Origin of the sequence: Kitasatospora sp. NPDC058184 (assembly GCF_042883725.1) — a bacterium.
Classification (GTDB): Bacteria; Actinomycetota; Actinomycetes; order Streptomycetales; family Streptomycetaceae; genus Kitasatospora.
The window spans coordinates 411,713-433,888 of record NZ_JBHVVE010000004.1 but is presented as its reverse complement, the minus strand read 5'-3'; the positions used below and the strand labels follow the sequence as shown (position 1 = coordinate 433,888).

Sequence of the window (22,176 nt, the reverse complement as noted above, 5' to 3'; positions counted from 1 at the left end):
TCGAAGCAGCCCAACGGCGGGCGACACCGCACGCCGCCCTGGGTTGATGACTTCGGCGGGCCCGACCTGGCACTGCCGACGCCCATCGCGCGGCACGCACCCCCTTGGCCGGCGCGATGACTTGCAAGGGCCCCCGCCCGCCGGACCACGGCGAATCCGGGGGCCCTGCGCGTTTCCCCACAAAAAAAGCGCCGACCGGCCGGACGCCTCAGCCCCGCTCGCGCACCTTCAGCTCGAACCAGACGCCCTTGCCCCGCGGCAGCAGGTCGGCGCCCCAGCGGTCGGCGAGGTCGTCGACGACCCTCAGCCCCCGCCCGCGCTCGTTCACCGGCTGGGCCTCGGCGAGGATCATGCAGGGCAGCGCCCGGGAGGAGTCCCGGACCTCGATCCGGAGCCAGCCGGGCTTGCGGCTGACGTGCAGTCCGATGGTGCGTCCGGCCGCGTGCCGCACCGCGTTGGACACCAGCTCGCTGGTGAGCAACTCACTGGCCTCCAGGTGCTGGTGGAGCTCCCAGGACTCCAGGACCGAGAGCACCAGCCGACGGGCCACCGGGCCCGACTCCGGCCGGGAGGGCAGCCGTACCTCGTTGGGCGCGGACTGGTCGCACAGTCTGCTGGAGTACATCTCCTCCAGCTCCGCGGAGGTGAGCCGCTCCAACGCCGAGAGCCCGCCGCCCTGGACGTCGATCCAGGACACTTCGGCGACCACGCCGGCCCCGGAAACCAATGACTGATCTGCTTCGCCCCAACCCGCCATGCGGACCATCATTGCGGAACGCAAGCAGCCGCGTACGGACAATGAGCAAACGATCTCTCCGCGTCGGCATATGCCGGATGCAAGAAGGGGTCCCCCCGGGCCGACTTCCGTCAATCCCGGGTTGACCCCTCCCCCACCTCAGCGGCGGTTTACCAGGCGCTCCACGGGACGTTCCAGCCGCTCAGCCCGTTCGACGGGTCGAGCGTCTCCTTCCTGATCGAGTTCTTCACGATCATCACGTCACCGATCAGCGAGCCGTCGTAGAACTTGCCCGCCGACGTGCCGGAGCCGCCGCCCTCGACGTCCTTGAGGCCCACGCAGCCGTGGCTGACGTTGTCCTCGCCGAAGGTCCTGCTGCTGCTCCAGTAGTTGCCGTGCACGTACGTGCCGGAGTCGGTGAGCCGCATCGAGTGCGGGACCTGGAGGTCGTACGGCGCGCCGGTCATGCCGGGCATGCTGCTGGACTGCATCCGCACCACGCCCTCCTTGGACATGACCACCATCGTGCCGTTCCAGGTGGGGTGTTCGGGCGCGCCGGCGCTGATGTCGATCTCGCTCGACTGGCCACCCTGTACGACCGTCATCTTGTGCGCAGCGGCGTCAACCGTCGAAATCTGGGACCGCCCGATCGTGAAGGGCTCGTCCCGGTCCGCGCCGTACACCCCGGGGGCGATCTCGACGCTCTTCAGCCGGTACTTGACGGTCACCTTGGTGTCCGGCGCCCAGTACTGCTCGGGGCGGAAGTCCAGCCGGCGGTCGCCGAACCAGTGGCCCTTGACCACGGTGCCGTTGCTGGTCTCGAAGCTGATGCCGCGGGCGACCTCGTCCCGGTTCTTCACGTCCTTGCTGAAGTTCACCGAGACGATCATGCCGACGCCGTAGGTGGCGTTGTCGTCCACGTTGTCCGAGGCCTTGGCGAGCGCCGTCGGGGTCAGCGTGGTGAAGTCGCTGTCCGCCGTGGCGACCGCGCCGTCGGCGTCCGCGGCCATCGCGCTGACCCGGTAGGCGGTGCCCACCTCCAGGCCCGCCGCGGGCGTCCAGGAGGCGCCGTCGGCGGAGATCGTCCCGGGGACCTCCTTGCCGGTCTTGTCGCTCACCTTGACGGTGGTCAGCTTGCCCCCGGTCGCGCCGACCTTGAGCGCGTTCGGCGCCACGTCCACCGAGCCGGCCTTGGGCTCGATGCTCACCGCGGCCGTGGAGACCTTCGGCGTCTTGCTGCTGGGCGCCGCCTCCGTGGGCTTGGCGCTCGCCGCGCCGGCCGCCAGATCGGCCTTGGCCGCGCTCCCCCCGCCCCCGTTCCCCCCGCTTGCCCCGCTGCCCCCACCGCAGGCGGCCGTCAGCGCCATCGCCCCGCCGACCAGACCGACGGCCACCACTCTGCGTATCGACCTCATCGTCGATTCCCTCCCTCAGAAGATCCGAGAAACTCCCCGTGGACCCGACGGACCCGACCGGTATACGCAACCGGCCACCGGAAAGGTTGCGCCATGCGTGGGGCTGCTCGCCCCGGAAACCGCGGCGGCCCGACCCCAACGAGTGAGGACCGGGCCGCACGACGGACGACGGACGCCGAAGGGGCCTACCAGGCGGCCCAGTCGACGTTCCAGCCGCCGAGCCCGTTGGAGGGCGCGACGGTCTTCTCCTTGGTGTTCACGACCTTGATCGGGTCACCGATCATCGAGTCGTTGAAGAACTTGCCGGCGACGGAGGAGTCGCTGCCGCCCTTCACGTCCTGCATCGACACGCAGCCGTGGCTGGCGTTGGTCTTGCCGAACGGGCTGGCCCAGTAGTTGCCGTGCACGAAGGTGCCGGAGGTGGTCAGCCGCATCGCGTGCGGCACGTCCTGGATGTCGTACTCGCCGCCGAGACCGACGGTCTGCGAGTTCATCCGGGTGACCTTCTCCTTGGACATGACCACCATCGTCCCGCCCCAGGACGGCGTGGCGTCCGCGCCGAGGGTGACCGGCAGGGTGGTGCTCTTGCCGTCCCGCTCGACGGTCATCTGGTGCGCCTTGGCGTCCGCGGTGGAGACCATCGACCGGCCGATGGTGAACGGCTCGTCCTTGTCCACGTCGCCGTAGATGCCGGGGGCGACCTCGACGTTCTTCAGCCGGTACTTGACGGTCACCTTGGTGCCCGGCGCCCAGTACGCCTCCGGACGGAAGTCCACCCGGCGGTCGCCGAACCAGTGGCCCTTCACCACGGTGCCGTTGCTGCTCTCGATGGAGATGCCCTTGACGACGGCGTCCTTGTTCTTGACGTCCTTGTTGAAGTTCACCGAGACGATCATGCCGACGCCGTAGGTGGCGCCGTCGCTGATGTTGTCGTTGGTGGAGATCTTCTTCTCCGGCGTCAGCGTGGTGAACGAGGTGGTGGACGCGGCCACCAGGCCCTCGCCGTCCTTCGCCTGGGCGTTCACCTTGTACGCCATGCCGACCGCGAGCGCGCCCGCGGGCTTCCAGCCGGAGCCGTCCGGGGTGATCGCGCCCTCGACCGGCTTGCCGTCCTTGTCGGTCACCTCGACCGTCGTCAGCTTGCCGTTCGAGACGGACACCTGCAGCCCGTTCGGCGGGACGTCCAGGGCACCGTCCTTCGGCTCCACGGCCAGCACCGCGGCCGAGGGCTTCGGCGTGGCCGACCCGCCCCCGTCCGCCGCGGCCGAGGCCGCGCTGCCGCCGCCCGAACCCCCCGTACCGCCCGAACCACTGCCCTTGTCGTCGCCACAGGCCGCGGTGAGCAGCAGTACCCCGCCCATGACCAGCGCCATCGCACTCTTCCGCCCGTAGCGGTTGGTGGTGCGTATCGCGGTGCCGGCCGTCTTCCCCGTCTTCACGGTTTCTCCCCTCCCGGTATTCACTCTCTTGACGCGTTGAGTGCCCCCGTGAGTTGCACCGGACGTGGATCTTTCCGGGCCGGGCTGCGGGCGCGCCGGAGCAGGATAGCTAAGCCGTCCGAGTGAAACCTGAGAGGAGTCGGTTGACGCGGGCGTGAAACCGTGGTGAAGACAGGACGTAACGGGCGAACGGGACTTACGGCAGCGCCGAAGCCGACGGAGGAGCCGCCGAAGCGGACGCGGGGGCCGCCGCCCCCCGACCCAGCGCACTCCCCGCCACCCACTGCTCCCACGGCACGTTCCAGCCGTTCAGCCCGTTCTGCGGCGGCACGAAGTCCCCGGAGGAGGCCTTCACCTCCAGCACGTCCCCCTCCAGGGTGTGCTCGAACAGCCAGCCCGCCGGGGAGTCCTTGCTCGCCCCGCCCTTGGCGTCGGAGAGCCCGATGCAGCCGTGACTGGTGTTGGCGGCGCCGAACACCCCCGGGTCCGCCCAGTAGTTGCCGTGCACGAAGGTGCCGGAGGCGGTCAGCCGCATCGCGTGCGGGACGTCCTTGATGTCGTACTCGTCGCCCATGCCGACGGTCTGCGAGTTCATCCTGGTCACCTTGTACTTCTCCGACACCACCATCACCCCCCGGTAGGTGGAGTGGTCCCGGCTGCCGCCGGAGACCTTGAGCACCCGGACCACCTTGCCGCCCTGCCCCGCCCGGACGGTCAGGGTGTGGGCGTCCAGGTCGACGGTGGAGACCTGCGCCCGCCCGACGGTGAAGTGCAGCTCCCGGCTCTGGGTGCCGTACTCCCCCGGCGCGCCCTGCACGTCCTTCAGCCGCAGCGCCACCGTGACCCTCGTCCCGGCCGCCCAGTACGCCTGCGGGCGGAAGTCCAGCCGCTGCCCGTCGAACCAGTGCGCGGCCACCGGCACCGGCGGATCGGCGGTGACCTGCACCGCCTTCTCCACCGCCGCCCGGTCGGTGATCGGACGGCTGAACCGCAGCGAGACCGGCATCCCGACCCCCACCGTGGAACCGTCCTCCGGGGTGAAGAACGCCACGAAGGTGTGCGTCGGGGTGACGGTCGTGAACGCCGAGTGCTGGGCCGCCCGCTGCCCCTGGTCGTCCTCCGCCACGGAGTCCACCGTGAAGGCCGTCCCGAGCGGCAGCGGCCCGTCCGGCGCCCACTCGCCGCCGTCGGCCGCGATCGTGCCCGGCACCTCCGTGCCCTTCCCGTCCGCCAGCCGCACCGAGACCAGCCGCCCCTGCGCCACCGTCACCCGGACGGCCCCCTCCGGCCGCACGTCCTGCGCCCCGTCCACCGGCTGCACCGAGAGCACCGCCCGCGAGGGCGCCGCCGGGGCCGTACGCCCACCCGGCCCCACCGCGTCCCCGTCCGGCACGACCGGAGGCCCGCCGCACCCCGCCAGGACCGCCACGCAGCAGGCCACCGCCGCCACGCCCCGCGCCCACACCCGTCCACGGCGCCGCATCCCGGGGCCCTCCCACTGTTCAAGTCCGATGCCCGGAACAACGAGAACCCTCCCAACGAAGACACGCCGCCCCCGAAACCCCCGCTCCCGAAACCCCGGACCGCTTCCGGCCAACACATTCCGGGAAAGAGAAGGTGAATGGACCCAGAACACCCCGCCCAGGGAGGCCCCCGCCATGGCGTCAGAACAGCAGCTGAACCCCGGCAGCTGCCAACCCCTCGGCGCCCGCCACCACCTGGACCGCACGGGCCGGCGAGGCACCAACTTCGCCCTCTGGGCCCCCGCCGCCGAAGCCGTCGAACTGTGCCTGTTCGACGAGGACGGCCAGGAGACCCGCCACCACCTCACCGAGCAGGACGTCCAGGTCTGGCACGGCTTCCTCCCCGGCGTACGCCCCGGCACCCGCTACGGCTACCGCGTGCACGGCCGCTGGGACCCGTGGACCGGCGCCCGCTGGAACCCCGCCAAACTGCTGCTCGACCCGTACGCCCGCGCCGTCGACGGCTGTTACACCTCCCACGACGCCGCCTGCGCGGCCGTCCGCAACTGGCCCGAGGCGGACGTCGCCGACACCGTCCGGGACAACCGCGACTCCGCCCCGTACGTGCCCAGGTCCGTGGTCGTCCACGACGAGGACGACTGGTCCGACGACCGCCGCCCGAAGACCCCGTGGGCCGAGACCGTCCTCTACGAGCTGCACGTGCGCGGCTTCACCATGCGCCACCCCGACGTCCCCCCGCCTCTGCGCGGCACCTACGCCGGCCTCGCCCACCCCGCCGCCCTCGCCCACCTCACCCGCCTCGGGGTGACGGCCGTCGAACTGCTGCCGGTGCACCAGTACGCCAGCGAGGACCACCTCCAGGCCCGCGGCCTGGTCAACTACTGGGGCTACAACACGATCGGCTACTTCGCCCCGCACGCCGGCTACTCCGCCTCCGGCTCCCGCGGCGGCCAGGTCGGCGAGTTCAAGCGGATGGTCCGCGCCCTGCACGCCGCCGGGATCGAGGTGATCCTGGACGTGGTGTTCAACCACACCGCCGAGGGCGCCGAACTCGGCCCCTCGCTCAGCCTCCGCGGCATCGACAACGCCGCCTACTACCGCCTCCCGCCCAACCGCCCGCGCGGCTACGCCGACTACACCGGCTGCGGCAACACCCTGGACACCCGCCGCCCCCAGGTGATCCGGCTGGTCACCGACTCGCTGCGGTACTGGGTCACCGAGATGGGCGTGGACGGCTTCCGCTTCGACCTGGCCGCCGCCCTGGCCCGCGGCGGCACGAACGGCGGCGACGCCGTCGACACCGACCACCCCTTCCTCGCCGCCGTCGCCCAGGACCCGGTGCTGAGCCGGGTGAAGCTGATCGCCGAACCCTGGGACGTCGGCCCCGGCGGCTACCAGGTCGGCGGCTTCCCCCCGCTGTGGGCCGAGTGGAACGACAAGTACCGCGACACCGTCCGGGACTTCTGGCGCGGCGCCCGCCCGGACGTCCGCGAACTCGGCTACCGCCTCTCCGGCTCCTCCGACCTCTACCAGCGGGCCGGCCGCCGCCCGTACGCCTCGGTCAACTACGTGACGGCGCACGACGGTTTCACCCTGCGCGACCTGGTCTCCTACGACCGCAAGCACAACGAGGCCAACGGCGAGGACAACCGGGACGGCACCGACGACAACCGCTCCTGGAACCACGGCACCGAGGGCGAGACCACCGACGAGCAGGTCAACCGGCTGCGCCTGCGCCAACTGCGCAACCTGACGGCCACCCTGCTGCTCTCCGCCGGCGTCCCGATGCTCACCGCCGGGGACGAACTGGGCCGCACCCAGGGCGGCAACAACAACGCCTACTGCCAGGACAACGAGGTCGGCTGGCTGGACTGGTCGCTGCTGGAACAGCCCGGCTGGCAGGAGCTGTGCGCGCTCACCGCCCGGCTGGTCCGGCTGCGCCGGGACCACCCGGTGCTGCACCGGCGGGCGTTCTTCTCCGGCCGGGCCACCACCCCCGGCGGCCGGCCCGACCTCACCTGGTTCACCCCGCGCGGCACGGAGATGACCGAGGCCGACTGGTTCGCGCCGACCGCCTGCCTCGGCATGCTGCTCTCCGGCTCCGCGCTGCCCGAACGGGACGAGGCCGGGCGGCCGATCGGCGACGACGGCTTCCTGCTGCTGCTCAACGCGGGCCACGACCCGGTGGTGTTCACCCTGCCCGCGGCGGCGCCGGCCCCCGGCTGGGAGGCCCTGGTCGACACCGCCGCCACGGGCCCGGACGGACCGTCCCCGGCCGGCGCCGTCGTGCTGGGCGGGCGCTCGCTGCGGCTGCTGCGCGCGCCCGCCCCCGCCACGTAGCCGGGGCTCAGCTCCCGGCGTGCCCGAGCTCGACGTTCTCCAGCACGCCGATCGCGTCCGGCACCAGCACCGCCGCCGAGTAGTAGGTGCTCACCAGGTAGGAGGCGATCGCCTTCTCGTCGATGCCCATGAAGCGGACGTTCAGGCCCGGCTCCACCTCGTCCGGGATGCCGATCTGGGTCAGGCCGACCACGCCCTGGTTGTCCTCGCCGACGCGCATCGCGATGAACGCGCTGGTCTGCTGGTCGGACACCGGGATCTTGTTGCACGGGAAGATCGGCACCCCGCGCCAGGTCGGCCGCTGCTTGCCGAGGACGTCGACGGTGGACGGGTAGACGCCGGCCCGGTTGCACTCCCGCTCGAAGGCCGCGATCGCGCGCGGGTGGGCGAACAGGTAGTCGGTGTCGCGGCGCATGCTCAGCAGCTCGTCCAGGTCGTCCGGGGTGGGCGCCCCGGCGCGGGTCTGGATCCGCTGGTCGAAGTCGGTGTTGCCGAGCAGGCCGAACTCCGGGTTGTTGATGATCTCGTGCTCCTGCCGCTCCCGCAGGGCCTCGATGGTCAGCCGCAGCTGCTCCTCGGTCTGGTTCATCGGCTGGTTGTAGAGGTCCGCGACCCGGCTGTGCACCTTGAGCACGGTCTGCGCGACGCTCAGCTCGTACTCGCGCGGCCGCAGCTCGTAGTCCACGAAGGCGCCGGGCAGCTCGTACTCGCCCTGCCGGCCGGCCGCGAGGTCGATCTCCGCCTCGCCGTGCTCGTTCTGCGCCTGCGCCGCGTCCGCGGCGAAGCCCAGCAGCTGCTCGCGCAGCGACTCGGAACGGCCGATCAGCTCCTGGAGCACCGGCCAGGACAGCGCCATCGCGACCCCGGAGGTGCTCGCCTTCACGGTGTACGGCCAGCTGCCGCCGCCCTCGGTGATCGCCTCGTCGCCGACGTGGTCGCCGTCGGCGAGCGTGCCGAGCACCGTCACCTCGCCGTACTTGCCGGTGCCGATCCGGTCCACCTTGCCGTGCGCGATCAGGAACACCTCCTCGATCGGCGCCCCCTCCTGCACCAGCACCTCGCCCTGCGCGAAGTCCCGCTGCACGAACCGGCGGGCCAGCTCGGCCAGCACCTCCTCGTCCTCGAAGCCGCGCAGCGCCGGGACCTCCGCCAGCGAGGGGGCGATCACCGTCACCGCGGCGCCGGTCTTGGCGAAGCTCACCCGGCCGCGCCCGGGCGCGTAGCTCAGCCGCCGGTTGACCCGGTAGGTCCCCGCGCTGACCTGCACCCACGGCAGCATCTTCAGCAGCCAGCGGGAGGTGATCTCCTGCATCTGCGGCTTCGACTTGGTCGTCGTCGCCAGGTTCCTCGCCGCGGTCGTGCTCAGGCTGAGCTGGGCCCGTACCTGCACGATTGCCGAGCCGGGGCCGGGGGTGGGCTCGGTTTCGACCGTCATCTGTGCACTCCTGTCACTCACGCACCACTGGACATCCGTACAGGACGTGTCATCGGCTCATCGGCAGGCGCCCGCAAGAGGCGCACGGCGCACTCCTACCTGCATGAATGGCGGCGCGCGCCCCCTAATTCGCGCCCGCACCGCCCGTCCGAGTGGCCGGTTCTCGCCGGGCGCCACCGACAGGGGCGAAAAACCGGATGAGAAATGACGGCCCGTCTGCCTACCCTCACCGCGATGGCCGAGAACAGACAAGACCCCGAGAACCCGACCCCGGGAAGCCCCCAGAGCGACGGAACCGGCCCCGCCGGGCCCGGGCCGCGGCACTCCACGGTCCGCTCCCTGCTGCGCCTGTGGCCGTACGCGCGCGCCGTCCGCGGCCGGCTGGCCGTCTCGGTGACGGCCGCCACCCTCGGCATGCTCAGCACCCTCGCCGTCCCGGTGGTCCTCGGCCTGATCGTGGACGGCCCGCTCGCCGAGCACGACCTGGCCGGCCTCTGGCCGCTGGTCGGCCTGCTGCTGGTCCTCGGCACGATCGAGTCCGCGCTGTTCTACACCCGCCGGGTGGTGCTGGCCCGCCCGCTGGCCGGGCTGGAGACGGCGATGCGCGGGGACCTCTTCGCCAAGCTCCAACGGCTGCCGGTCTCCTTCCACGACCGCTGGGGCTCCGGCCAGCTGCTCTCCCGGGCCACCGCCGACATGTACACCATGCGGCTGTTCCTGGCCTTCCCGCTGGTCTTCCTGATCGTCAACTCGGTGATGTTCCTGGCCGGCACCGTGGTGATGTTCACCCAGGACTGGCGGCTCGCGCTGATCGCCCTGGTGCCCGTCGTCCCGCTGTTCGTGCTCACCCGGCGGTTCGAGTCCGGCTTCTCCGGCGCCGCCCGGCTCGCCCAGGACCAGAACGGGGACATCGCCACCCTGGTCGAGGAGTCCGTCCTCGGCATCCGCATCCTCAAGGCCTTCGGCCGGCACCGGTCGATGACCGAGCGCTTCCGCGCCCAGGCCCAGGAGCTGCGCCGCACCGAACTGCGCAAGGCGCACCTGCTCGCCAACCTCTGGGCCGTCATCGTCGGCCTGCCGGAGATCGCGCTCGCCGGCGCCCTCGCCGTCGGCGCCTACCTGGTGGCCCACGACGACCTGAGCGCCGGCACCCTGGTCGCCTTCCTCTCCACCGCGCTCGCGCTGCGCTGGCCGGTCGAGTCGCTCGGCTGGCTGCTCGCCTACGCCAACGAGGCCGCCACCGCCACCGACCGGTTCTTCGAGGTGCTGGACGAACCGGACACCCCCGAGGCGGACGCCCCCGCCCCGGGCACCGCCGCGGCGCCCACCGCCCCGGACGGCATCCGCTTCACCGGCGTCCGCTTCCGCTACCCCGACGCCCCCGACGGCAGCCCCGACCTGCTGGCCGGCGTCGACCTGCACATCCGCAGCGGCGAGACGATGGCCCTGGTCGGCGCCACCGGCAGCGGCAAGACCACCCTCACCGCCCTGCTCCCCCGGCTGTACGAGGCCACCGCCGGCACCATCACGCTGGACGGCCGGGACATCCGCGAACTGCCCCGGCCGCGGCTGCGCGAACTCGTCTCGGTCGCCTTCGAGGAGCCCACCCTGTTCTCCGCCACCGTCCGGGAGAACGTCCTGATGGGCGCCCCGGGCGCCGGCGAGGAACAGCTGCGCACCGCCCTCGACACCGCCCAGGCCGGCTTCGTCGAGAAACTCCCGAACGGCCCGGACACCGAGGTCGGCGAGCAGGGCCTGAGCCTGTCCGGCGGCCAGCGCCAGCGCCTCGCGCTGGCCCGCGCGGTGGTCGGCGACCCGGCCTTCCTCGTCCTGGACGACCCGCTCTCCGCCCTGGACGTGCACACCGAGGCCCTCGTCGAGCGGGCCCTGCGCGAGGTCCTCGGCACCACCACCGCCCTGGTCGTCGCCCACCGCCCCAGCACCGTGCTGCTCGCCGACCGGGTCGCGGTGCTGGCGGACGGCCGGATCGAGGCCGTCGGCACCCACCAGGAACTGCTGCGCGACTGCGCGCACTACCGGGAACTGATGTCGGGCGAGGCCGCCCTGATACCCGACGGCCCCCTCGCACCGGAAGGAGCGCGCGCATGACCACCACCGCCGAACCCGTACGGGCCGAACCCGTCGCGCCGGCCGAGGAGGAGCTCCCCCCGCCGCCCGCCGACGAGGAGGACATCCCCGTCCCGCCGGGCGCGCCCCGGGCGCTGCTGCGCTCGCTGCTGCGCACCCACCGGGCCCGGATCACCGTCGCGATGGTGGTGATCCTGGTCCAGCAGGCCGCGCTCCAGTCCGGCCCGCTGCTGGTCGCGGTGGCGATGGACCGCGGCATCCCGGCGCTGCGCGAGCACGACTCCGGCCCGCTGATCGCCGTGGTCGCGGCCTACCTGTTCTGCGCGCTGCTCAGCCCGGTGCTGCAGTGGGTCTTCATCAAGATCAGCGCCCGGGTCAACCAGGACATCGTGCTGGAGCTGCGCGGCCGGATCTTCCGGCACGCCCAGCGGCTCAGCCTGGACTTCCACGAGCGCTACACCTCGGGCCGGATCATCTCCCGCGCCACCAGCGACATCGACGCGCTGCGCGAGCTGCTCTCCGAGGGCCTCCAGGAGCTGCTGACGGTCCTGCTGTCGGTCTGCTACATCTCGGTGCTGCTGGTGGTGCTGGACTGGCGGCTCGGCCTGGTCTCGCTGGCGTCCTTCCTGCCGCTGGCCCTGATCGCCCACTCCTTCCGCCGCCGCTCGCGCCGGGTCTACCGGCGCTCGCGCACCTCGGCCGCCTCGCTGATCGTCCGCTTCACCGAGACCATGAACGGCATCCGCCCGGTGCAGGCCTTCCGCCGGGAGAAGGCCAACGACGCCGCCTTCGCCGTGGTCAACCGGCAGTCCGCCACCGCCACCGCGGACGGCCTGCTGGAGATCGCCCGCTACGTCGGCCTCTCCCGCCTCACCGCCAACCTGTGGTTCGCCGGCGTGGTGCTGCTCGGCGCCTACCTGGTCGTCGACGACGCGCTGGAGCTGGGCGTGCTCACCGCCTTCGCGCTCTACCTGCGCCGGCTCTTCGACCCGGTCGACCAGCTGGCGATGTTCCTGAACAGCTACCAGTCGGCCGCCGCCGCCCTGGAGAAGATCGCCGGCCTGCTCGCCCACGAGCCGACCGTCGCCGAGCCGGCCGAACCCGCCGAGCTGCCGGAGGCCTCCGGCCAGGGCCGCGCGGTCGCCTTCGAGGGCACCCGCTTCGCCTACCGGACGGGCAAGGAGGTGCTGCCGGCCTTCGACCTGCTGATCCCCGCCGGGCAGACGGTCGCGGTGGTCGGCGCGACGGGCGCGGGCAAGTCCACGGTCGCCAAGCTGCTGGCCCGCTTCTACGACCCGACCGACGGCCGGATCCGGCTGGACGGCGTGGACCTGCGCGACCTGGCCACCCCCGAACTGCGGCGCGGCGTCGTGATGGTGACCCAGGAGTCCTTCCTGTTCTCCGGCACCGTCGCCGAGAACATCGCGGTCGGCCGCCCCGGCGCCACCCGGGAGGAGGTCGAGCAGGCCGCCCGGGACATCGGCGCGTACGAGTTCATCGCCGCCCTGCCGGACGGCTTCGACACCGACGTGCGCAAGCGCGGCGGCCGGATCTCGGCCGGCCAGCGCCAGCTGGTGGCCTTCGCCCGCGCGCTGCTGGCCGACCCGGCGGTGCTGATCCTGGACGAGGCGACCAGCTCGCTGGACGTCCCCGGGGAGCAGGCCGTGCAGCGGGCCATGCGCACCGTGCTGGCCGGCCGGACGGCCGTGATCATCGCCCACCGGCTCTCCACCGTGGAGATCGCCGACCGTGTCCTGGTGATGGACCAGGGCCGGATCGTGGAGGATGGCTCCCCACAGGAGCTGATCGACGGCTCCGGCCGTTTCGCCGCCCTCCACCGGGCCTGGCGGGACAGCCTGGTCTAGGGCCCCGGCCCCGGACCCCACGAATGTGCCCGTCCGGGTGCGCCGTCACGCACCCGGCCGGGCATTCCCCATTTCCCGCACGGAGGTACGCGGGCGGCCGCCCACCCGGTTCACCACCGGTGGACGGCCGCCCGCGGCCTCAGCGCAGCAGCCCCGCGTCCATCCCGGCCGACTCGGCCGGCAGCGCGACCAGCCCCAGCTCGGCCGGCGAGGCCAGCCGCGGGTGCGCGGGCAGCACCCGGACGGTGTAGCCGAACGGGCCGGTCCGGCAGAGCTCCAGCGAGCCCTCGTAGCGGATCCGGCCGTCCAGGTCGGGCCCGCCGACCGGCTTGAGGGCGAGCAGGCAGGCGTCCGAGATCCGGTCCCGCTCGTCCACCCGGCCGGAGACCGCCTGCACCTCGACGTCGCCCGGCCGCAGCGTCCCGAGCGCGACCTGCACCCGCAGCTCCAGCGAACTGCCCAGCTCCTGCGCCTCGGTCGGGCAGTCCGCCTCGACGTGCTCGACCCGGACGGCCGGCCAGGCCTCCCGGACCGTCGCCTTCCAGAGCGCCAGCTCCCGCGCGCCGTGGCCGTGCTGCCCGGCCAGCTCCCGCTGGGCCTGCGCCGCCGGGGCGTACAGCCGCTCGACGTACTCCCGGACCATCCGCCCGGCCAGCACCTTGGGCCCGAGGGTGACCAGGGTGTGCCGGACCATGGCGATCCACTGCTGCGGCAGCCCGTCCGCGTCCCGGTCGTAGAACCGGGCGGCGACCTGGTTCTCGATCAGGTCGTAGAGCGCGGCCGCCTCGATGTCGTCGCGCCGCTCGGCCTCGCCGCTGTCCGGGTCGAGCGCCCCGCCGCTCTCGTCGGCCGTGGGGATCGCCCAGCCGTTGCGGCCGTCGAACCACTCGTCCCACCAGCCGTCCAGGACGGACAGGTTGAGGCAGCCGTTGAGCGCCGCCTTCATCCCGGAGGTGCCGCAGGCCTCCAGCGGGCGCAGCGGGTTGTTCAGCCAGACGTCGCAGCCCGGGTAGAGGCGCTGGGCCATCGCCATGTCGTAGTCCGGCAGGAAGACGATCCGGTGCCGCACCGCCGGGTCGTCGGCGAAGGCGACCATCTGCTGGATCAGCCGCTTGCCGCCGTCGTCCGCCGGGTGGGCCTTGCCGGCGACCACGATCTGCACCGGCCGGGTGGGGTGCAGCAGCAGCGCGCGCAGCCGCTCCTGGTCGCGCAGCATCAGGGTGAGCCGCTTGTACGAGGGCACCCGGCGGGCGAAGCCGATGGTGAGCACGTCGGGGTCGAGCACCGAGGAGACCCAGCCGAGCTCGGCCTCGCCGGCCCCGCGCCGGCGCCAGGAGGCGTGCAGCCGGCGGCGGGCCTCCTCCACCAGCTGGGCCCGCAGGGCGCGCCGCAGTTGCCAGACCTCGGTGTTGCCGATCCGCTCCAGACCCGTCCAGCGCTTGCTCTCGCCGGTGGTCATCGCCTCCTCGGCGCGCTCGGCGCCGATCTCGGCGGCGCCGAGCCGGACCACCGCCGGGTCGATCCAGGTGGCGGCGTGCACGCCGTTGGTGACCGAGGTGATCGGCACCTCGGCCGGGTCGAAGCCGGGCCACAGGCCGTTGAACATCGAGCGGCTGACCTCGCCGTGCAGGGTGGACACCCCGTTGGCGCGCTGGGCCAGCCGCAGGCCCATGGCGGCCATGTTGAAGAGCTTCGGGTCCCCGTCCTGCCAGCTCTCGGCGCCGAGCGCGAGCACCTGCTCGACCGGCACGCCGGGCAGCGCGGCGTCGCCGCCGAAGTGGCGGGCGACCAGCTCGCGGTCGAAGCGGTCGATGCCGGCCGGGACGGGCGTGTGGGTGGTGAAGAGGGTGCCGGCCCGGACGGCCTCCAGGGCGGCGGCGAAGTCGAGGCCGGTCCGGTCGTCGGCGACCAGTTCGCGGATGCGCTCCACGCCGAGGAAGCCGGCGTGGCCCTCGTTGGTGTGGAAGACGTCGGGGGCGGGGTGCCCGGTGAGCCGGCAGTAGGCGCGCACCGCCCGGACGCCGCCGATGCCCAGCAGCATCTCCTGGAGCAGCCGGTGCTCGCTGCCGCCGCCGTACAGCCGGTCGGTGACGTCCCGCTCGGCGGGCGAGTTGGCCTCGATGTCGGAGTCGAGCAGCAGCAGCGGGACCCGCCCGACCTGGGCCTTCCAGATGTGGGCGGCCAGGGTGCGACCGCCGGGCAGGGCCAGGTCGACCCGGCCGGGGGTGCCGTCGGCCTCCCGCAGCAGGCTGACCGCGAGTTCGTCCGGGTCGAGCAGCGGATAGCGCTCCTGCTGCCAGCCGTCCCGGCTCAGGGACTGGCGGAAGTAGCCGTGCCGGTAGAACAGGCCGACGCCGACGACCGGCACACCGAGGTCGCTGGCGGCCTTGAGGTGGTCGCCGGCCAGGATGCCGAGCCCGCCGGAGTACTGGGGCAGCGCGGCGGCGATGCCGTACTCGGGCGAGAAGTAGGCGATCGCGGCGGGCAGCGGGGCGGCGTCGGACTGCTGCCGGGTCTGGTACCAGCGGGGGCCGGTCAGGTACTCGCGCAGGTCGTCGGCGAGGTCGCCGAGTCTGCGCAGGAAGCGCCGGTCGGCGGCGAGCGCGGCCAGCCGGGCGGCCGGGACCTCCCCGAGCAGCCGCACCGGGTCCTCGCCGGTCGCGGCCCAGACCTCCGGGTCCACGGACCGGAAGAGGTCCCTGGTCTCGGGGTGCCAGGACCAGCGCAGGTTGAGGGCCAGCTCGTGCAGCGGCTGGAGTTGTTCGGGCAGGACGGTGCGGACGGTGAATCTGCGGATTGCCTTCACGGCGTGAAGCGTAGCCGTGGCGGTCGGCCGGACAGTGCGTCAAGTGGACTATTGGGCATCCGTTCGGGCTATTGATGAGATCGCATTCGGCGCATTGGACTGCACGGGGGGCGCGCGAGGCGCACATTTCGGGGGCCCGCGCTACCAATACGTGAACTCTTCGGTACGGCTTCATTTCCGATGGCGCATCCACCCGGGAGAAGGCCCGAAACTACTGTCGTACCGCTGCAAAAACCTTGTCGCCGGTGCGAGGATGACCGAAGGTCGTTGATGCAGTGGGGAGTACGACGACGGGTGGCGTCCCCCGCGAAGCAGCACGTCCGAATCCTTTTCGTGTTGTCCGTTCCCGTCCTTCTTAGCCCATTCGGCGCTCACCGCGCACGGACGCGTGTCCTCCCTACCGGCCCGCTCGTTCACGGGTGGACCGGGTCGGCCGGGGCGCGCCCGGCGGAGGCGTGCGCCGGGACGCACACGGGCTCCGGGGCGTCCCACCGCCGGCTCGGCGGGCGCCGGGCAGGTTGCCGGGAACAGCGGCGCGGGCAGGCTTCCGGTCGCACGTCCTCCCCACCCAGCAGTCCTCCGGTACTCCCCCGGCCCGTACCCAGGCCCGCGGGGAGCTGCCGCCGATCTCGGGCAGGAGCTTGGCATGCACGGCGACACGCGGGACCAGTCCACACCGGTGGCCGAAGGCCTCGACGCAGCGGTCGCGGAATCCGCCGGACGGATGGATTCTGACACTCGGACAGATCCGGCGATGCCGGCGCCGAGGGCCTCCGGGGCGGTCCGTGCCGGATCCTCCGAATCCGAAGCCCCCTCGACGGCCCGGCACCCCGCGGCCGAGGAGGACCGGGCGGCGGCACCCCGCAGGCGCACCACCACCACGCGCCGCACCACCGCCACCACCCCGAAGACCGCAGCTCCGAAGGCCGCCACCGCGGAGGCCGCCGGGTCCGCCTCCGCGAAGGCCCCGGCCGCCGGGGCAGCCGCCCGGAAGGCCCCCGCTCGCAAGCCCTCCGCCCGCAAGACGACAGAGAGCGACACCGTGATCGGCCGCATCCCCGTCCTGGACGTCAGTCCCCTCGTCGACGCCGGCCGCCGCCCGGCCAAGGCCGTCGTCGGCGAGACCTTCCTGGTCACCGCGACCGTCTTCCGCGAGGGCCACGACGCCGTCAACGCCAACGTGGTGCTGCGCGACCCGCGCGGCCGCAGCGGCCCGTGGACGCCGATGCGCGAGCTGGCCGAGGGCACCGACCGCTGGGGCGCGCACGTCACCCCGACCGCGCCCGGCCGCTGGTCGTACCTGGTGGAGGCGTGGAGCGACCCGGTCGCCACCTGGCGCCGGACCGCCTCGGTGAAGCTGCCCGCCGGGATCGACACCGCGCTGGTCCTGGAGGAGGGCGCCCGGCTGCTGGAGCAGGCCGCGGCCGGGGTGCCCAAGAGGGAGGGCCGCGCCGACGTGCTGGCCGCCGCCGACGCGCTGCGCGACCAGACCCTGCCGCCGCTGTCCCGGCTGGCCGCCGCGCTCGCCCCCGAGGTGCTCGACGCGCTGGTCCGCCACCCGCTGCGCGAGCTGCTCAGCGCCTCCCGCCCGATGCCGCTCCAGGTCGACCGCGAGCGCGCGCTGTTCGGCTCCTGGTACGAGTTCTTCCCCCGGTCGGAGGGCGCCGTGGTGGACCCGGCCGGCGTCGAGCCGCCGCGCCCGGGCAACCTGCGCAGCGCCGCCGAACGCCTGCCGGCCGTCGCCGCGATGGGCTTCGACGTGGTCTACCTGCCGCCGGTCCACCCGATCGGCCGAGCCTTCCGCAAGGGCCCGGACAACACCCTGACGGCCGGCCCGCACGACGTCGGCTCGCCCTGGGCGATCGGCTCCCCCGAGGGCGGCCACGACGCCGTCCACCCGGACCTCGGCACCATCGAGGACTTCGACCACTTCGTCGCCGAGGCCAAGGCGCTGCACCTGGAGGTGGCGCTGGACTTCGCCCTCCAGTGCTCCCCCGACCACCCCTGGGTGAACAAGCACCCGGAATGGTTCAGCCACCGCACGGACGGCACCATCGCGTACGCCGAGAATCCGCCGAAGAAGTACCAGGACATCTATCCGGTCAACTTCGACCAGGACATGGACGGAATCGTCAAGGAAACCATCCGGATCCTCCGGTTCTGGATGTCGCACGGCGTCCGGATCTTCCGGGTCGACAACCCGCACACCAAACCGGTGGTGTTCTGGGAGAAGGTGCTCGCCGACGTCGCCCGGACCGACCCCGACGTGGTGTTCCTGGCGGAGGCCTTCACCCGCCCCGCGATGATGCACACCCTGGCGAAGATCGGTTTCCACCAGTCGTACACGTACTTCACCTGGCGCACCACCAAACCGGAACTCACCGACTACCTCACCGAACTCAGCGGTGACGCCGCCGCCTACATGCGGCCCAACTTCTTCGCCAACACGCCGGACATCCTGCACGAGTACCTCCAGCACGGCGGCCGGGCCGCCTTCGCGATCCGCGCGGTGCTCGCCGCCACCCTCTCCCCCAGCTACGGCGTCTACGCCGGCTTCGAGCTGTACGAGAACGAGCCGGCCCACCCGGGCTCCGAGGAGTACCTCCACTCGGAGAAGTACGAACTGCGCCCGCGCGACTGGAGCCGCACCGACACCCTGGCCCCGCTGCTGACCGTGCTGAACCGGCTGCGCCGCCGCCACCCCGCCCTCCAGCAGCTGCGCGACCTGCGCTTCCACCCCACCGACAACGACCAGGTGCTCGCCTACTCCAAGACCGCGACCACCCCCGAGGGGCTCACCGACCAGGTCGTCACCGTGGTGAACCTCGACCCGCACCACGTCCAGGAGGCCACCGTCACGCTCGACGGCGACGGCCCGTACGCGGTGCACGACGAGCTCACCGGCGCCGTCTACACCTGGGGCCGGCACAACTACGTCCGGCTCGATCCCTCAGCCGAGCCGGCTCACCTCCTCACGGTTCGGAGGAACCCAGCGTGACAGTGAACGAGCCCGTCCCCGACACCTTCCCCGAGACCTCGAAGAAGAAGCTCGACCCGCAGTGGTTCAAGCGTGCGGTCTTCTACGAGGTGCTGGTGCGGTCCTTCCAGGACAGCAACGGCGACGGTGTCGGGGACCTCAAGGGGCTCACGGCCAAGCTCGACTACCTCCAGTGGCTCGGGATCGACTGCCTCTGGCTCCCCCCGTTCTTCGCCTCGCCGCTGCGCGACGGCGGGTACGACGTCTCCGACTACACCTCGGTGCTGCCGGAGTTCGGCGACCTCGCCGACTTCATGGAGTTCGTCGACGCCGCGCACGCCCGCGGCATGCGCATCGTGATCGACTTCGTCATGAACCACACCAGCGACCAGCACCCGTGGTTCCAGGCCTCCCGCTCCGACCCGGACGGGCCCTACGGCGACTTCTACATGTGGGCCGACGACGACAAGCAGTACCCGGACGCCCGGATCATCTTCGTCGACACCGAGACCTCCAACTGGACCTACGACCCGGTCCGCAAGCAGTACTTCTGGCACCGCTTCTTCTCGCACCAGCCGGACCTCAACTACGACAACCCCCGGGTCCAGGACGAGATGATCGCCGGGCTGCGGTTCTGGCTCGACCTCGGCATCGACGGCTTCCGGCTGGACGCGGTGCCGTACCTGTTCGCCCGCGAGGGCACCAACTGCGAGAACCTCCCGGAGACCCACGAGTTCCTCCAGCGGGTCCGCAAGGAGATCGACGCCAACTACCCGGACACCGTGCTGCTCGCCGAGGCCAACCAGTGGCCGGAGGACGTCGTCGACTACTTCGGCGACTTCGCCTCCGGCGGCGACGAGTGCCACATGGCGTTCCACTTCCCGGTGATGCCCCGGATCTTCATGGCGGTGCGCCGGGAGTCCCGCTACCCGGTGTCCGAGATCCTCGCCAAGACCCCGCAGATCCCCGGCGGCTGCCAGTGGGGCATCTTCCTGCGCAACCACGACGAGCTGACCCTGGAGATGGTCACCGACGAGGAGCGCGACTACATGTACGCGGAGTACGCCAAGGACCCGCGGATGCGCGCCAACGTGGGCATCCGCCGCCGGCTCGCCCCGCTGCTGGAGAACGACCGCAACCAGATCGAGCTGTTCACCGCGCTGCTGCTCTCCCTGCCCGGCTCGCCGGTCCTCTACTACGGGGACGAGATCGGCATGGGCGACAACATCTGGCTCGGCGACCGGGACGGCGTGCGCACCCCGATGCAGTGGACCCCGGACCGCAACGCGGGTTTCTCCTCCGCCGACCCGGGCAGGCTCAGTCTGCCGCCCATCATGGACCCGGTGTACGGCTATCAGGTGACCAACGTCGAGGCGCAGCAGAGCAGTTCGAGTTCCCTGCTGCACTGGACGCGTCGCATGATCGAGATCCGCAAGCTCAATCCGGCGTTCGGCCTCGGCAGCTACGCCGAACTGCCCTCCAGCAACCCCGCCGTGCTGGCCTTCGTGCGCGAGTACGAGGGGGACCTGGTCATGTGCGTGAACAACTTCTCGCGGTTCGCGCAGCCGACCGAGCTGGACCTGCGGCAGTACGGCGGGCGGTACCCGGTCGAGCTGATCGGCGGGGTGCGCTTCCCGTCGATCGGCGAGTGGCCCTACCTGCTCACCCTGGCCGGGCACGGCTTCTACTGGTTCCAGCTCCGGCAGCCCCCGCGCCTGAGCGGGACCAGGCGATCGAAGTAACGATCCGCCGCACGTGGCACAGCAGCCGTGAACAGCACCACCAGACCCTCCGGGGGCGCGAGTTGAACCCCCGCGCCCCCGGAGTTCTCTGCACCACCGCGTACGGAGAACAGCCCAACGGCCACCCACACGAAGGCGTGACACCCGAGCCGTGCTCGCGTGCCGCGACCGCCGCGCCGCCGCAATCCGGAAGACTGACGGACCCGGCCACGACCCGTCGGGCAGTCCGCGTGCTTCCGGGGAAAGGGAGCCATGTCCGAAACCTCCCGTTCTCAAGCCCACCTCCAGGACGACGCCCCCACCGGTCCCGCCACCCCCGCGGGCACCCGGGGCGCCGGGGCCCGGAGAACCGCCCTGGGCGTCAGCGAACTCGTCCAGGCGGCCCTGCCACTGATCGCCTCATGGCTGCCCACCCAGCGCTGGTACGCCGGCAAGGGGAGGCCCATCACCGGCCTCACCCCGGTCGTCGGCACCCCGCTGCAGGTCGGCGACCCGGCCCTGCTGCACCTCCTGCTGCGGGTCGAGCACGCCACCACGGCCGGCGCCCCGCACGGCGACATCTACCAGCTGCTGCTCGGCATCCGCTCCGGCGGGCTCGGGGACATCGGGCCCGGCGCCGTGCTCGGCCGGCTCAGCCAGGGCCCGTACGACGGCGCGACCCTCTACGACGCGGTGCACGACCCCGAACTCACCGGACGGCTGCTCGAACACCTGGCCACCGGGGACCGCTTCGGCGCGCTCTCCTTCCGCCGCACCCCCGGCTCCGGACTGCCCGCCAACCTCCCCGGCCGCGCCTCCACCGCCGAGCAGTCCAACAGCTCGGTCATCTACGGCACCTCGTACATCCTCAAGCTGTTCCGCCGCATCCACCCCGGCACCAACCCCGACCTCGAACTGTCGCTCGCGCTCTCCCGGGCCGGCTCCACCCGCATCCCCCGGGTCGCCGCCTGGTTCGAGAGCCGGATGGAACGCGCCGAACCCGCCACCCTCGGACTGCTGCAGCGCTACCTGCCGGACGCCGAGGACGGCTGGGAACTCGCCCTCGACCAGGTCGGCCGGCTCAAGGGGGACCGCTCCCCCGGCAACTTCGCCATCGAGGCGCACCGGCTCGGCCGGGCCACCGCCGAGGTGCACCGGGTCCTCGCCCGCTCGATGCCCGTCGCCCGGCTCGACCGCGCCCAGACCGGACGGCTGGCCGGCGCCATGGCCGACCGGCTGGACAGCGCCGTCGCCGCCGTCCCCGGCCTGCTGCGCTTCCGGGCCGCCCTGCGCACCGCCTTCCAGCAGCTCGCCGACGCCCACCCGGACGGCCTGCCGGTCCAGCGCATCCACGGCGACCTCCACCTCGGACAGGCCATGCGCACCCCGCACGGCTGGGTGCTGCTGGACTTCGAGGGCGAGCCCGCCAAGTCCGTCAACGAGCGCCGCGAACCGCAGCCCGCCCTGCGCGACGTCGCCGCGATGCTGCGCTCCTTCGACTACGCGGCCGCCCACCTGCTGGCCGGCGGCCCCGTCGACCCGGAACTGGCCCACCTGGCCGCCGCCTGGGCCCAGCGCAACCGCACCGCCTACGGCGCCGGCTACACCGCCGGCGGCGGCGCCGACCCGGCCGCCTCGCCGGAGCTGATGCGGGCGCTGGAGATCGACAAGGCGGTCTACGAGGTGGTGTACGAGGCCCGGCACCGGCCGAGCTGGCTGCCGATCCCGCTGGCCGCGATCAACCGGCTCGCCCTGTCCGTCTGACCGGCCCTTCCCGTACCCACGCCTTTTCCGCACCGCCCGATTCCCGCACCGCCCGTCTCCGCACCACGCGTCTCCCGTCCCACCCGTTTCCTGTCCCGACCGTTTC

The 22,176-nt window shown here is 72.4% G+C and carries 12 protein-coding genes; 6 read left to right on the top strand and 6 right to left on the bottom strand.

Going from position 1 to position 22,176, the window contains the following annotated elements; all coding sequences use genetic code 11:
- Nucleotides 1-208: 208 nt before the first annotated feature.
- From ACFVXH_RS10470 to ACFVXH_RS10455, 4 genes are all read right to left on the bottom strand, one after another.
- Nucleotides 209-709 (bottom strand): ATP-binding protein, encoded by a 501-nt coding sequence (locus ACFVXH_RS10470; RefSeq protein WP_387822089.1) that lies wholly within the window; start codon nucleotides 707-709, stop codon nucleotides 209-211.
- A 197-nt stretch (nucleotides 710-906) separates the two neighbouring features.
- The gene (locus ACFVXH_RS10465) at nucleotides 907-2,151 is read right to left on the bottom strand and encodes an Ig-like domain-containing protein (protein WP_387822086.1); all 1,245 of its coding nucleotides are present in this window, start codon (nucleotides 2,149-2,151) and stop codon (nucleotides 907-909) included.
- Between the two features lie 185 nt (nucleotides 2,152-2,336).
- A complete protein-coding gene (locus tag ACFVXH_RS10460; RefSeq protein WP_234348164.1) occupies nucleotides 2,337-3,590 on the bottom strand; it encodes an Ig-like domain-containing protein in 1,254 nt (417 codons plus the stop codon).
- A 196-nt stretch (nucleotides 3,591-3,786) separates the two neighbouring features.
- Nucleotides 3,787-5,073: an Ig-like domain-containing protein gene (locus ACFVXH_RS10455; RefSeq protein WP_387822083.1), complete on the bottom strand. Its 1,287-nt coding sequence runs from the start codon at nucleotides 5,071-5,073 to the stop codon at nucleotides 3,787-3,789.
- A 175-nt stretch (nucleotides 5,074-5,248) separates the two neighbouring features.
- Here ACFVXH_RS10455 and glgX point away from each other — a divergent pair, with 175 nt between their 5' ends.
- Nucleotides 5,249-7,414 carry a glycogen debranching protein GlgX gene (gene glgX / locus ACFVXH_RS10450; protein WP_387822080.1) on the top strand — a complete coding sequence of 722 codons (2,166 nt, stop codon included), beginning with the start codon at nucleotides 5,249-5,251 and terminating at the stop codon, nucleotides 7,412-7,414.
- A 7-nt stretch (nucleotides 7,415-7,421) separates the two neighbouring features.
- Here the strand turns inward: glgX and ACFVXH_RS10445 are convergent, their stop codons facing one another.
- Nucleotides 7,422-8,849 carry a family 2B encapsulin nanocompartment shell protein gene (locus tag ACFVXH_RS10445; protein ID WP_074001470.1) on the bottom strand — a complete coding sequence of 476 codons (1,428 nt, stop codon included), beginning with the start codon at nucleotides 8,847-8,849 and terminating at the stop codon, nucleotides 7,422-7,424.
- 234 nt (nucleotides 8,850-9,083) lie between these two features.
- On the opposite strand from ACFVXH_RS10445, the gene ACFVXH_RS10440 reads away from it, so the two are divergent.
- Together ACFVXH_RS10440 and ACFVXH_RS10435 are read left to right on the top strand one after the other, a co-directional pair.
- The gene (locus ACFVXH_RS10440; RefSeq protein WP_387822076.1) at nucleotides 9,084-10,958 is read left to right on the top strand and encodes an ABC transporter ATP-binding protein; all 1,875 of its coding nucleotides are present in this window, start codon (nucleotides 9,084-9,086) and stop codon (nucleotides 10,956-10,958) included.
- Nucleotides 10,955-12,802, top strand: a complete 1,848-nt coding sequence (locus ACFVXH_RS10435; protein WP_117489576.1) for an ABC transporter ATP-binding protein — start codon at nucleotides 10,955-10,957, stop codon at nucleotides 12,800-12,802. The genes ACFVXH_RS10440 and ACFVXH_RS10435 overlap by 4 nt, the downstream gene beginning before the upstream one ends.
- Before the next feature lie 139 nt (nucleotides 12,803-12,941).
- Here ACFVXH_RS10435 and glgP read toward each other — a convergent pair whose 3' ends face one another.
- On the bottom strand, nucleotides 12,942-15,608 hold the full coding sequence (gene glgP, locus ACFVXH_RS10430) for an alpha-glucan family phosphorylase (RefSeq protein WP_049651957.1): 2,667 nt from the start codon (nucleotides 15,606-15,608) through the stop codon (nucleotides 12,942-12,944).
- Nucleotides 15,609-16,650: 1,042 nt separating this feature from the next.
- On the opposite strand from glgP, the gene ACFVXH_RS10425 reads away from it, so the two are divergent.
- The 3 genes from ACFVXH_RS10425 to ACFVXH_RS10415 all read left to right on the top strand — a co-directional run bounded on the left by ACFVXH_RS10425 (nucleotide 16,651) and on the right by ACFVXH_RS10415 (nucleotide 22,070).
- The gene (locus ACFVXH_RS10425) at nucleotides 16,651-18,606 is read left to right on the top strand and encodes an alpha-1,4-glucan--maltose-1-phosphate maltosyltransferase (protein WP_387822192.1); all 1,956 of its coding nucleotides are present in this window, start codon (nucleotides 16,651-16,653) and stop codon (nucleotides 18,604-18,606) included.
- Complete coding sequence (treS, locus tag ACFVXH_RS10420) at nucleotides 18,603-20,327, top strand: maltose alpha-D-glucosyltransferase (protein WP_074001467.1); 1,725 nt, start codon at nucleotides 18,603-18,605, stop codon at nucleotides 20,325-20,327. The genes ACFVXH_RS10425 and treS overlap by 4 nt, the downstream gene beginning before the upstream one ends.
- Before the next feature lie 252 nt (nucleotides 20,328-20,579).
- Nucleotides 20,580-22,070: a phosphotransferase gene (locus tag ACFVXH_RS10415; protein ID WP_380740405.1), complete on the top strand. Its 1,491-nt coding sequence runs from the start codon at nucleotides 20,580-20,582 to the stop codon at nucleotides 22,068-22,070.
- The last annotated feature ends 106 nt before the right edge of the window (nucleotides 22,071-22,176 follow it).

What these genes read in the sequence shown, in the direction of transcription:
- ACFVXH_RS10465 (WP_387822086.1), bottom strand. Translation starts at nt 2,151, where the DNA reads ATGAGGTCGATACGCAGAGTGGTGGCCGTCGGTCTGGTCGGCGGGGCG.
- ACFVXH_RS10455 (WP_387822083.1), bottom strand. Translation starts at nt 5,073, where the DNA reads ATGCGGCGCCGTGGACGGGTGTGGGCGCGGGGCGTGGCGGCGGTGGCC.
- glgX (WP_387822080.1), top strand. Translation starts at nt 5,249, where the DNA reads ATGGCGTCAGAACAGCAGCTGAACCCCGGCAGCTGCCAACCCCTCGGC.
- ACFVXH_RS10445 (WP_074001470.1), bottom strand. Translation starts at nt 8,849, where the DNA reads ATGACGGTCGAAACCGAGCCCACCCCCGGCCCCGGCTCGGCAATCGTG.
- ACFVXH_RS10440 (WP_387822076.1), top strand. Translation starts at nt 9,084, where the DNA reads ATGGCCGAGAACAGACAAGACCCCGAGAACCCGACCCCGGGAAGCCCC.
- ACFVXH_RS10435 (WP_117489576.1), top strand. Translation starts at nt 10,955, where the DNA reads ATGACCACCACCGCCGAACCCGTACGGGCCGAACCCGTCGCGCCGGCC.
- ACFVXH_RS10415 (WP_380740405.1), top strand. Translation starts at nt 20,580, where the DNA reads ATGTCCGAAACCTCCCGTTCTCAAGCCCACCTCCAGGACGACGCCCCC.